This is a genomic window from Alteromonas sp. C1M14 (assembly GCF_018860965.1).
In the GTDB taxonomy this organism is placed as follows: Bacteria; Pseudomonadota; Gammaproteobacteria; order Enterobacterales; family Alteromonadaceae; genus Alteromonas.
On sequence record NZ_JAHKQF010000018.1, the window covers coordinates 254,465 to 266,639 of the forward strand.

Annotated in this window: 10 protein-coding genes; 7 read left to right on the forward strand and 3 right to left on the reverse strand. The window is 48.8% G+C overall.

Annotated features, from left to right (window positions below; genetic code table 11):
- Positions 1–30 precede the first annotated feature (30 nt).
- The 6 genes from KO501_RS17600 to KO501_RS17625 all read left to right on the forward strand — a co-directional run bounded on the left by KO501_RS17600 (position 31) and on the right by KO501_RS17625 (position 9,120).
- Entirely contained in the window at positions 31–2,091 is a 2,061-nt protein-coding gene (locus KO501_RS17600; RefSeq protein ID WP_216030999.1) for a hydantoinase/oxoprolinase family protein, read from the forward strand.
- A 13-nt stretch (positions 2,092–2,104) separates the two neighbouring features.
- A complete protein-coding gene (locus KO501_RS17605) occupies positions 2,105–3,973 on the forward strand; it encodes a hydantoinase B/oxoprolinase family protein (protein WP_216031000.1) in 1,869 nt (622 codons plus the stop codon).
- Between the two features lie 112 nt (positions 3,974–4,085).
- A complete protein-coding gene (gene leuC, locus KO501_RS17610; RefSeq protein WP_216031001.1) occupies positions 4,086–5,528 on the forward strand; it encodes a 3-isopropylmalate dehydratase large subunit in 1,443 nt (480 codons plus the stop codon).
- Between the two features lie 2 nt (positions 5,529–5,530).
- Entirely contained in the window at positions 5,531–6,175 is a 645-nt protein-coding gene (gene leuD / locus KO501_RS17615; protein ID WP_216031002.1) for a 3-isopropylmalate dehydratase small subunit, read from the forward strand.
- A 165-nt stretch (positions 6,176–6,340) separates the two neighbouring features.
- A complete protein-coding gene (locus KO501_RS17620) occupies positions 6,341–8,182 on the forward strand; it encodes a bifunctional acetyl-CoA hydrolase/transferase family protein/GNAT family N-acetyltransferase (protein WP_216031003.1) in 1,842 nt (613 codons plus the stop codon).
- Positions 8,179–9,120 carry a histone deacetylase family protein gene (locus tag KO501_RS17625; protein WP_216031004.1) on the forward strand — a complete coding sequence of 314 codons (942 nt, stop codon included), beginning with the start codon at positions 8,179–8,181 and terminating at the stop codon, positions 9,118–9,120. Before KO501_RS17620 ends, KO501_RS17625 begins: the two co-directional genes overlap by 4 nt.
- A gap of 8 nt (positions 9,121–9,128) precedes the next feature.
- On the opposite strand, the gene KO501_RS17630 is transcribed toward KO501_RS17625, so the two are convergent.
- Positions 9,129–9,605, reverse strand: coding sequence for a DUF6436 domain-containing protein (locus KO501_RS17630; protein WP_216031005.1), 477 nt, complete (start codon positions 9,603–9,605; stop codon positions 9,129–9,131).
- A gap of 50 nt (positions 9,606–9,655) precedes the next feature.
- Positions 9,656–11,137: a methyl-accepting chemotaxis protein gene (locus tag KO501_RS17635; RefSeq protein WP_216031006.1), complete on the reverse strand. Its 1,482-nt coding sequence runs from the start codon at positions 11,135–11,137 to the stop codon at positions 9,656–9,658.
- Positions 11,138–11,485: 348 nt separating this feature from the next.
- Here KO501_RS17635 and KO501_RS17640 point away from each other — a divergent pair, with 348 nt between their 5' ends.
- Positions 11,486–11,887, forward strand: coding sequence for a hypothetical protein (locus tag KO501_RS17640; protein ID WP_216031007.1), 402 nt, complete (start codon positions 11,486–11,488; stop codon positions 11,885–11,887).
- 52 nt (positions 11,888–11,939) lie between these two features.
- Here KO501_RS17640 and KO501_RS17645 read toward each other — a convergent pair.
- On the reverse strand, positions 11,940–12,175 hold a 236-nt coding region (locus KO501_RS17645; protein ID WP_216031008.1), incomplete at its 5' end, for a hypothetical protein.

Genomic DNA, 12,175 nt, shown 5'->3' on the forward strand with positions numbered 1-12,175 from the left:
ATACCTGGATAGATATTGAGGGGAATAAACATGAGTTATCGATTGGGCGTCGACGTCGGCGGTACCTTTACAGATTTGCTACTAATTAATGAACAAACCGGACAAACCTATACGGCCAAAGTGCCATCTACACCCCATGATTCATCGGTGGGTGTACTTAACGGTGTTGCCCGTATTTGCGATGAGTCGGGCGTAGATCCAAAACAAATTCAACGTGTTATGCACGGTACAACGGTTGCTACTAATGCGGTACTTACCGGCAAGGGCGCAAAAGTTGGCCTAGTTACCACCAAAGGGTATGAGCAAACCTTGCAAGTGGCACGTTCCTTTTGCCCTGGTGGTTTGGGCGGTTGGGTTTCGTTTGTAAAGAAACCTCTCCTTGCGCCACTTGAGCTAACCATTGGTGCTTCTGAGCGCATCGATGCCAAAGGCAAGGTGGTGACTTCTATTGATGAAGACACCCTGCGGACAGATTTAAAAGCCCTGCACGCCAAGGGCGAAGTAGAGGCGTTAACGATTTGCTTGATCAACGCTTATATCAACGGCGAGCATGAGGAGCGGGTACGGGAAATTGCTTCAGAAATCTTTGTTGATGTGCCTATCTCCATTTCCTGCGACGTGGTGCCAGAAATGCAAGAGTATGAGCGCACTGAAACCACAGTGGTTAACTCATACGTACGTCCTGAAGTGTCTAAGTATGTACACAACTTGCAAAACGCCTTGGTTGATCGCATGGGCGAAGACGTACAACTGTCTATTTTGCGTTCTGATGGCGGTCTTGCCTCGGGTCGCGCTTCTGCAGACTCTCCGGTTAACTTGCTAATGTCAGGCCCAGCGGGTGGGGTATCAGGTGCCATTTATTTTTGTAGCCGCGCGGGATACGACAACATCCTAACCTTTGATATGGGCGGTACGTCCACAGACGTGGCACTGATTCAAAACTCCAAAGCCAAAGTCCGCCGGGAAACTATTGTGGGCGATGTGCGCGTTAGAGCGCCGTCAGTGGATGTGCGTACCGTGGGTGCGGGTGGTGGTTCTATTGCCTTTGTTCCTGAATTAACCAAAGCATTGCGGGTAGGCCCAGAGTCTGCGGGCGCAGTGCCTGGTCCGGCGGCGTATATGAAAGGCGGCACCGAACCTACCGTTTGTGATGCCAACGTCGTATTGGGCTACTTACCTTCGGATGTGCAGCTTGGTGGCGCCATGGCTATCGACCGTGAGGCAGCGGTTACCGCCGTTACTAAAGTGGCTGACGGCATGGGCATCGATGTGATGGAAGCCGCTGAAGGGATCATCAAAATTGCCAACGAAGCCATGTTTGGTGCCTTGCGCCTAGTATCCGTTGAGCAAGGTTATGACCCTCGGGATTTTGCTTTAGTGGGTTTTGGCGGTGCCGGCCCCTTGCATGCCAATGCGCTGGGTATTCTTACTGAAGCTTGGCCGGTGATAGTACCGCCGGGGCCTGGAGTACTGTGTGCCTATGGCGATGCCACCACACAGGTACAGGATGAAGCCGCTCGTACTTATTTAACCTTGGCCCAGGATACCACTACACAGATGCTGCTTAAGGATCTCAACGAACTTACGGCTAAGGCGTCAGAATCTTTGATAGCCGATGGCATTGCCCAAGCTGACTTGATTGTTGAATATCAAGCGGATCTTCGTTACGCCGGACAAGCCTTTGAAATTAGCGTTGAATTTACCACCGATGAACTAGAAGAGCGCGGTTTAGCGGTACTCACCGACCCCTTCGACAACGAACACGAAAAGCTGTTTACCTTTAAGTTGGGCAATGGCCACGAAATCTTAATGATCCGTGCCGTAGTTAAAGCGAAGTCGGGCTCTATTGCCGAACGTCGCCTCGGCGAAGCAACGTTGTCGCTGGCTGACTGTAAAGTACAAGATACCCGTTTTTATTACGACGGTGCGTGGCATGAAGGGGCTATTTACGAACGCAGCAAATTACACACTAAGTTAGTTGTTCCAGGTCCGGCCATTGTCAGTGAAATGGATTCAACCACCGTGGTGTTACCAGGGTATGAAGCCAACATTGATAGCGTTGGAAACCTTTTAATCAATCCGTGTAAATAGTGGGGGTACAACAATGAGTGCACAAATTATAGAAACCAATGCAACCCCGCTAAAACGGGTTGATGTAGACGGCGTTACCGTTGATATTATCGAAAATGCTTTACGTAATGCCCGTGAAGAAATGGATGCGGTGTTGTTTAGAACCGCCATGTCGCCGGGTATTCGTGAACAGGGCGATTGCTTTCCGTTGATTGCCAACCGCGAGGGCAAGATGGTGGTAGGCCAAATGGGCTCCTTTATCACCGGTTTTACCAGTATGTATGAAGGTAAATTGGAAGAAGGTGACATCATTCTTACCAACGACCCTTATATGTGTAATGGCGCTGTGTCTCACCTGAACGACTGGCTAGTACTGGTGCCGGTATTTAAAGGGGGGCGACACATCGCGTGGGCGGCTATGTTCGGACACATGTCTGATAACGGTGGTATGGTGCCGGGCTCCATGCCTATCGAAGCAAGTACCATCTTCCAAGAAGGGGTAAGAATTCCGCCAACGAAGTTGTACAAGCAAGGGGTGCTGCAAGAAGAAATTCTGGAGATGATCTTGCACAACGTGCGCACACCTGAATGGAACCGCTTTGATTTAAATGCTTTAGTGGCGGCTTGTAATACCGCAGCAAAACGTTGTTACGAATTGGCTGAGCGCTTTGGTGATGACGTGTTCGATTCCACCATGCAAATTATGCTTGAGCGTAACAAAATGGCCATGGGTGAAATCATCAAGATGTTCATCCCTGAAGAGCCCCGTGAATTTTCCGATTACCTGTGTGATGACGGTAAAGGCATGGGACCTTACAAAATTAATTGTAAGATGTGGCGGGAAGGCGAAAAGGTGATTTTTGACTTCGACGGCACTGATCCCCAAGCCCAAAGTTCGGTTAACTTCTTCCTTAACGAAGAAATGTTCAAGATGTTCTTTGGTTCGTTCACCATTAATGTGGTGGATCCGCAAATTATCTTTAACGATGGCTTCTACGACCTTGTGGATGTCCGTATTCCTGAAGGAACACTGCTTAAACCTACCTACCCTGCAGCCTTGTCTGGACGTACCCATGCCCTTGGACGGATATTTGATATCCTCGGAGCTTTGTTAGGTATGGGCGCACCTGAGCAACTGCTTAATGCGGCAGGCTTTTCTGATTCTCCCCATTTGTTCTACTCGGGCTATGATGACGACAACAAGTGGTTCCAATTATTTCAGATTGGCTTTGGTGGTATTCCTGGACGACCTGTGGGCGACGGTCCAGATGGCCATTCCTTATGGCCGGGCTTTACTAATGTACCTAATGAGTTTATCGAATCTTACTTCCCTATGCGTATTGAAACTTACGAGTCCATACCGGATTCAGGTGGTGCCGGTAAGCACCGTGGCGGTAATGGGTTAACGGTGGCATATCGCTTCTTGTGTGACGGTGAAATTGCTATCCATGACGATCGCTGGTTAGTGCCGCCTTGGGGCGTAAACGGCGGTGAACCGGGCCTACGCGGGACTAAGCGCTTAGCGCGGGCCGATGGCACAGAAGTCTGGTTGCCGTCTAAGTGTGAAAACATCAAGGTGAAAGCCGGTGATCTGTTGCACTTCAACACTTGGGGTGGCGGTGGCTGGGGCGACCCTCTTGAGCGTGATCCTCAGTTAGTGCTCGATGATGTTAATCGTAGATTGGCCACCGTGGAAGGGGCGAAAGCCTACGGCGTGGTCATAGTTGATGGCAGTGTCGATAAACAAGCAACCGAAGCATTACGAGCCGAAATTAGCACCACCCGCGGCGAATTGAGTACCTTTAACAAAGGCGGCTCTATCGAAGAAATCAAAGCCCGTTGTTTGGCTGAGACGGGTATCGAACCGCCGATGACACCAACGTTCCAAAAAAGCGAAAGCTAACTTTTACTAGGTTTTTCACTGTATAAATCGCCGGCAAATTGCCGGCGATCTTGTCAATGCCCAAACGTCATTTTCTATATGCACAGTCTGTACTGTGCCGGAGACTTAAATTATGTCTGCAGCCAAAATACCAATTAACGCACCTAAAACCCTTTACGATAAGTTGTGGGCACGGCGTTGTGTTCACCAATACGAAGACGGTATGGCACTGATCTACATCGACCGTCACATCGTGCACGAAGTTTCGTCGGCCCAAGCTTTTGAAGGTCTTAAAGTGGCCAAGCGCGAACCCTGGCGTCGCAGCTCAGTGATTGCTACCCCTGATCACAACGTACCCACCACCGACCGGGATTTGGGCATTGCCGGTATCGAAGACGATGTATCCCGCATTCAGGTACAAACCCTAGACGACAACTGTCATCACTTTGGGGTAAAACAGTTTGCCCTAAATGATACCCGCCAGGGCATTGTGCACGTTATTGCCCCCGAGCAAGGCTTAACCTTGCCTGGCATGACTGTGGTTTGTGGCGATTCTCACACTGCCACCCACGGTGCTTTTGCCGCGTTAGGTGTAGGTATTGGCACCAGCGAGGTAGAGCATGTACTGGCTACGCAAACGCTGATCCAACGCAAAGCCAAGAACATGCTAATTGAGGTGAATGGTGAACTCGGATTGGGCGTTACCGCTAAAGACATCGTGCTATACGTAATAGGCCAGATAGGCACCGCAGCCGGTACCGGCTGCACCATCGAATTTGCTGGCAGCGCCATCACCGGCTTGAGTATGGAAGGACGTATGACCTTGTGTAACATGGCCATTGAGGCCGGTGCTCGGGCAGGGCTAGTAGCCTTTGATCAAACCACCGCCGATTATGTGCAGGGTCGCCCCTATGCCCCTAAAGGCGAGCAATGGCAGCAGGCAATGTTGCAGTGGCAAGACTTGCATTCTGACGACGGCGCGTATTTTGACCAGATATATCGTTATGATGCGACGGATATTCGCCCTCAGGTTAGCTGGGGGACGTCACCAGAAATGGTGGTGGCGGTGGATGACACCGTTCCAGACCCCCAGCAACCCCAGTTTGAAGGCAAAACCAAAGACTATACAAAAGCACTTAATTATATGGGCTTAACTCCAGGCCAAGCGATGACCGATATTCAGCTAGACCGTGTGTTTGTGGGCTCGTGTACTAATTCGCGCATCGAAGATATTCGCGCTGTGGCGCAGGTGGTAAAGGGCAAAAAAGTCGCCGCTAGCGTAAAACAGGCTTTAGTGGTGCCAGGCTCGGGCTTGGTTAAAGAGCAAGCCGAAGCTGAAGGGTTAGATAAAATCATACTGGCGGCGGGCTTTGAATGGCGGGAGCCAGGTTGTTCAATGTGTTTAGCCATGAATGCCGACCGTCTGATGGCAAAAGAGCACTGCGCGTCTACCTCAAACCGTAATTTTGAAAGTCGCCAAGGTAGCGGCGGGCGCACTCACTTAGTGAGCCCCGCAATGGCCGCGGCGGCTGCCACTGCCGGTCATTTTGTTGATATTAGCAAGGAGAGTTTGTAGCCATGAAACCCTTTATTTCACACTCGGGTAAAATGCTGCCCTTCGACCGTGCTAACGTAGATACCGATGCTATCTTGCCCAAACAGTACCTGAAATCCATTAGCAAGTTTGGTTACGGCGATTGGTTGTTTGACGATTTACGCTACCTCGATAGTGGAGACGTAAGAACGGATCCTGCAAGTCGGCGTTTAAACCCTGACTTTATTTTAAATCAGCCCCAATACAAGGGGGCCTCAGTATTGGTGGCTCGGGAAAACTTTGGTTGTGGCTCTAGTCGAGAGCATGCGGTATGGGCGTTGCGGGATTACGGTATTCAGGTTGTGCTGGCGCCTAGTTTTGCCGATATTTTTTATAACAATTGCTTTAAAAATGGCATTTTACCGCTGGCTTTACCCAATGAGATCATCGATAAGTTATTTAGTCAGGTAGATATCTACCCCGACTATAAATTACATGTGGATCTTGAGTCGCTAACCCTTCATGACGAGTACGATCTTCAATGTAATTTCGAGCTAGATGACGCGCGTCGACAAAACCTGTTATTGGGGCGGGATGATATCTCGGTAACACTTATGCAGCGGGATAAAATCACAGGGTTTGAGGCAGATTTACAGCAACAAGAGCCTTGGTTGTTCACCCTAACATAAAGCAAGAATGAGCACGGCTAGCGCGTCACCACATTGTAATTCGTTGCGGTATTGGTAAGTTTGTTATCCGACTTTGGTCGGTTTATTAACGGCGATCAATGAACTTGTGCCAGAATATGGCAAGATGCAATGTAAATGATAATAGTGAACACGTGGAGAACGCGTATGGCCGTTGTTTTGCCTCCTAAGCCGGTCTGGAATCAGCTAATCAAATCGGGTTGCCGAGTGTTTGTCGGTGGAAATGCATCGGTACCCTATGCGCTAATTCAAGATTTAATTGACCACAGTGCCGGTATTAGCGATCTTGAAATGGTACATATGCTGGCCCTCGGCGATACCCGCTGGGCACAGGAAAAGTACCGGCAACTATTTAAAGTAAATACCTTTTTTATTGGTGGCGAAGTTGTTCGCAAGGCCGTGGATGAAGGCCGCGCCGATTACACACCCGTTTTTTTATCCGAAATATCCAGCTTATTTAGTGACGGCACACTGCCCCTTGATGCGGTGTTAGTGAATGTCAGTCCGCCAGATGAACATGGCTACTGTTCATTGGGGGCGTCGGTGGATATTTGTATGTCAGCGGTGCGTCATGCCAACACCGTTATTGCCCAAGTGAATGAATACGTGCCGCGAACGTCGGGGCATTCTTATGTGCATATTAGTGAATTTAGCGCCTGCATTCAGGTCAATGAACCCTTAGTAGAAGTGCCTCCGCCTCCGATGGATAGTATCGCTGAACGGATTGGCCAGTATGTCGCCATGCTGGTGGAGGATGGCTCCACGCTGCAATTTGGCATTGGAAAAATTCCCAGCGCTACACTCAAGTATTTAATGCATCACAAAGATCTCGGTATCCACAGCGAAATGTTGACTGACAGCATTATTGAGGTGATTGAGTCTGGGGCCATCAGCAATCGTAAAAAAACCTTTCACCCTGGCAAGATCGTGACTAGCTTTGCTATTGGTTCGAAGCGTTTGTACGACTACATTGATAACAACCCTCACATCGAGTTTTATCCTAGCAGTTATGTGAATAAACCGACCAATATTGCAAAAAACGACAAAATGGTGGCCATTAACAGTGCGTTAGAGGTGGATCTTACCGGCCAGGTGGTCGCAGATTCACTCGGATACGATTTTTACAGTGGGATTGGCGGACAGGTGGATTTTGTGAGTGGGGCGTCAATTAGCAAAGGCGGGAAACCCATAATTGCCCTACCTTCCACTGCCCAAAATGAAACGGTTTCCCGTATCAAACCCTGTATTACCGAAGGGGCAGGGGTGGTGACCAGTCGCGGTAACGTGCATTACGTGGTCACCGAATACGGTGTGGCGTCGTTACGGGGCAAAAGCATTCGTGAACGAGCCATGGAACTGATTCGCGTTGCCCATCCTAAATTCCGTGGCCAATTATTGGAAGAGGTTAGAAAAAATTATTGGGTGCCTCACTACCAAGAGAAGTACCCCACTGATATCCCCGAATTAGGCGCTATTCAGCTGCAAAAACTAGTTATTCAGGGAGATACGTATTATCTACGGCCATTAAACCCCGCAGATGAGCGACGCTTGCAAGAATTCTTTTATTCCCATACCAAAGAAACCCTGCGCTTACGGTATAACCATGATCCCAAACAGATGTCTCGGGAGAAGTCGTGTAATTTGGTGAGTGTGGATCAGCGCAGCGATGCGGCATTGTGTATTGTTCGTCAGGAGGGCTCTCGGATAACCATTCATGCGGTGGGACGTTTCTATTTTAATCCTGAGGATAACTCCTGCGAAGCGGCGTTTGTTACCCGAGAGAACCAACAAGGAAAAGGCATGGCTAAATTGTTGCTCGGCCGTCTTATCGACATAGCCAAAAAGCGAAAAATGCGCAGAATGCTGGCCTATGTACGAGCGGAAAATAAGCCCATGATCGCCATCTTTGAAAATGCGAAGTTCAAGCGAATGGCCTACAGTGATCCCAGCGAAGTAGAGCTGGAACTAAAACTGGAGGACGCACAGTGACAGTGCGCATATTTAGAGGTAAAGATTGCCTCAACCATGATGTGGGGCATCAGCACCCTGAATGCCCAGATCGACTGTATGCCATCGATGATCAACTGTTGTCATCAGGGTTAGAAATGACCTGTGAACATCAGGATGTGGGCCCTTGTCCTCGGGAATACCTCGCACTGGCCCACGATCCGTATTATGTCGATGGTATTTTTGAGCAAGCGCCTAAGTCGGGTTTAATTTGGGTGGATGATGACACCGGGATGACACCCATTACCTTAAGCGCGGCATTACAATCTGCTGGGGCTGGGGTGGAAGCGGTTGATTGGGTGATGGCGGGAGAAGACAGGCAGGGCTTTTGTGCCGTTCGCCCCCCTGGTCATCATGCCGAATATGCCTCAGCAATGGGTTTTTGTTTGTTTAATAACGTGGTGGTCGCGGCCCGATATGCGTTAAAACACCATTCGCTTAGCCGCGTGGCCATTGTGGATTTTGATGTGCACCACGGTAACGGAACGGAAAATATTGTCGCAGGTGATAAACAGATCATGTTGTGTTCATCCTTTCAGCATCCCTTTTACCCGCACACCGGAGCCCCAGTTTCTGCAAGTAATATTTTAGGGGTTCCCCTCGATGCCGGCGCCACCGGTGAGGCCTTTCGGGAAAAAGTCAGCCATTGGTTTGCCGTTTTGAAAAACTATGCGCCAGAGTTAATTTTAATTTCTGCTGGCTTTGATGGTCATGCTGAAGACCATATGGGTCACTTACGGCTAAAAGAAGACGACTACAAATGGATTTCTGCCCAATTGCGTAATGTGGCTGATAGCTGTTGCCATGGTCGAATTGTCAGCACGTTGGAAGGCGGTTACAACCATAGCGCTCTGGCTCGCAGCGTGGTGGCACATATCAAAGGTTTACAAGGTGACAGCCAAGAGACCGGCGGGGCGTAACAAGCAATTTAACTGGGGCAGTAACACCCTTGCGCTTCACTATTGATTATCGCTCCTAACGGTGCGGGCTGTTTTACTATATCGGCAATATCATTAACCAAATCGTCACCGGTAAAACAGCCAATTCCTGTGGCGTAGGGGCCTAAATAGCGTAGTTTACCTTCCATATCGAGTACAGCTAACGCAGGAAAGCTAGGCACCCAAGGCATAAGATCTGGCACCTCATGGATATTAAGCTTAACAAGCTGGTAGTGGTTTTTTTCCAGTAACTGAACAAGCACCTGTTGGTGAATATGACTCAGTGTATTGCAATAACAAGGGGCGTGGGTTTCTAAGTGCACAAGACTGCCGGGCTTAATTCCAGCTTGTATTAAACGGCGAGCAAATTGTTCGTCAAAACCGTCTTTCGCTGCCGCACTGTTAAGGCTAAATTGGGGGTCAAAAGGGATAATTTTGTTATTACCGTATAACAAAAGTCCACTCATCAGGGCGCATCCCCAAATAACCAGAAGCGCCCAGCTTTTTTTACCTGTCATTAAATGACGAATTTTTTAACCGCGGCCTGCATGTGGCTGCACAATGTAGCAAGTTGTACCACTTGTTCTTCCAACCGCACGGCGGTGGCCGCTTCGTCCTGCGCGAGTTCATGCAGTTTAGCTGTACTTTCGGCAATAGACTGAGAAGCGACTTCTTGCTCTTCTGCGGCGGCGGCCACCTCTGTCATATGCTCTGAAGCGGTATTCATCTGACTTTCAATTTCAGACATGGTGCTACCGGCTTGTGAAGAATCATTAACCGCTTGATCCACCAATTCTATGCAAGCTTGCATTTGCTGTACTGAACTGGCGGTACTAGTGACCAATTGTTCTGTTACAAAAGAAATCTCATCGGCGCTTTCTTTGGAGCGAATCGCCAGAGTACGTACTTCATCGGCAACGACGGCAAACCCTCGACCGTGCTCTCCGGCTCGAGCTGACTCGATGGCAGCGTTCAATGCCAAGAGGTTGGTCTGATCCGCCACAGCGGTGATTGAGCGCATTGCATCAGAGATATTGTTACACCGTTCATTGAGCTCTGAATTGGTTTTTTCGGCCTCACTAAGCAAGGCTTTCAATGACGAGACCGACGAGGCTGACGAATCTAAAGCTTGTCTGGATTTTATCGTGAGGTCGCTGGCGTTACGGGTGATGTCGCTGGCCAAGTGGGTTCGCTCGCTGGTCATTTGCATGGAAACGGCAATTTGCTCAGATGCGGAAGACACACTGGCGACCTCATCGGCACTTTTCACGCTGGTGTGACTCAGTTCGGACATAGCGGTTTTAATGACATCGCTGGCCGAATACACATCGTTTGTCAGGGTTCGGGTATGGCCTACCAGTGCTTTCATTTGCGCTAATAAGTCAGCAAATTGCCTAGTACCTGTAGTGACAGAAGGCACGTTGACGGATAAATCGATACTGTCTTGCTGGCGTAAAACTTGCTCTACCGTGTTGCTTAGGGCGTAAGCATTGGTACCTTCTTCCAGCGAGCGTTTAGCGACATACATTAAGACTAGGCATTCGGTGATGGCGAATAGGGCATGTAATACAAGAATATAAAAGGTTAAATGTCCGTCTTCAAAGACAAATATATTAGCGCCTTGGGTTTGGAGAATAAAAAATCCAATATGGTGTATCGCCACCACTAGGGTGGCCACCGCAATGACTCGCCAGTCTCTAAATACCACCAAAAACGCCAGCATTACGAAGATCTGAAAATGGACTTCGATGAGGCCAAATGCCTGGTGAATATGCAGCGCGGTAAGTAGTTGTACGCCAATGCCAATGGCAATGCGGCTGACCACTGCTGCGGGTTGGGTATAACTAAGAAATAGAGGGAGTGCCACCATGGGTATGCCAAAGAGAAGTGCTGGCATAATGTCATTAGTATAAAACCCAATAGCCAGTGATAGTACCCACTGAATGGAGAGTACGATGCGAAAAATTTTGTGTCCGTCTTTTACCCAAGGATACAACATGCCTTTGCTTCCCCTTAACCGTGCTTTTGGAGAGCGTCGCCCCAAACCCGTTAGAATTTAAACACTCTAAGTTATATTAATTTATTATTATGTTTTCAAAATAACATATTTTTTATTTTAAGCAAGTTGAGCGACAAACCACCTGCTTTCGCGTTTTTTCACCACGAGCAACACCTTGCCCGTTATATTTGCTGTGCTAAGGTGCTGTCATACAATCAAAGTTGAGGCGTTATGAAATCGCATTTTAAAAACATTGGGCTAGTTTTCTGCTTTTTTTTAGTTGTTAGTACAAGCACTCAGGCTTTTACCCTCAGGCTGTCGCAACAAGATTTAAATCAGGTGATTGGTATGGCGTTTCCCCAGACTCAGTACTACCAAGGAAGCCAGGTTATCTTTTCTAATCCCTATGTGACATTGGCCGCAGACAATATCATCGCGATAAATGTGGATATTAAAGGCAATGAGGGGGATGCGATGCTCAGTGCTTCGGCTGAACTCAGCGGCGAAGTACATTATAACGGCACCACTGGTGAACTACAGATTATGCGCCCTCAGTTAGACGACTTTACCGTGCATGACAGTAATCAGATTGAGGAAGAAAAAATAGCCGAGTGGGTTGCGCAGCTGAAAGGTCAGTCGGCACCGGTTATTTTGTTATTGGACTTTAAGCAACTGGATCTCTCGTTCATTGGCAACCGTGTTCCTAGCCGTATGTGGGTAGAAAAAGGACAACTGGTAGTCGAATACTAAAGGGGCTCATGCCCCTTTTCGTGTATTTTCGACTAACTGAACACAACGTATTTTAGTTGTGGTCGCGATTTTTTCCTTTAGACCGTTTTTGTTGTTGCTGCACCACCTGACGTTTTTTCACTGTAGCCGGAGCGCTACGTTGTTTGGTGGTGGTTGTACGTACCACTTCACGACGAGGGGTGGTTGTTTTTTTGGTTGTGGTTTGGCGCTGCACCGTAACCGGCTTTTTCGCTGTGGTTTGGCGCTGCACCGTGACCGGCTTTTTCGCTGTGGTGTGGCGCTGCACCG

Coding starts and splice junctions, on each gene's coding strand:
- KO501_RS17600 (WP_216030999.1), top strand. CDS start 31: ATGAGTTATCGATTGGGCGTCGACGTCGGCGGTACCTTTACAGATTTG.
- KO501_RS17605 (WP_216031000.1), top strand. CDS start 2,105: ATGAGTGCACAAATTATAGAAACCAATGCAACCCCGCTAAAACGGGTT.
- leuC (WP_216031001.1), top strand. CDS start 4,086: ATGTCTGCAGCCAAAATACCAATTAACGCACCTAAAACCCTTTACGAT.
- leuD (WP_216031002.1), top strand. CDS start 5,531: ATGAAACCCTTTATTTCACACTCGGGTAAAATGCTGCCCTTCGACCGT.
- KO501_RS17620 (WP_216031003.1), top strand. CDS start 6,341: ATGGCCGTTGTTTTGCCTCCTAAGCCGGTCTGGAATCAGCTAATCAAA.
- KO501_RS17630 (WP_216031005.1), bottom strand. CDS start 9,605: ATGAGTGGACTTTTGTTATACGGTAATAACAAAATTATCCCTTTTGAC.
- KO501_RS17635 (WP_216031006.1), bottom strand. CDS start 11,137: ATGTTGTATCCTTGGGTAAAAGACGGACACAAAATTTTTCGCATCGTA.
- KO501_RS17640 (WP_216031007.1), top strand. CDS start 11,486: ATGGCGTTTCCCCAGACTCAGTACTACCAAGGAAGCCAGGTTATCTTT.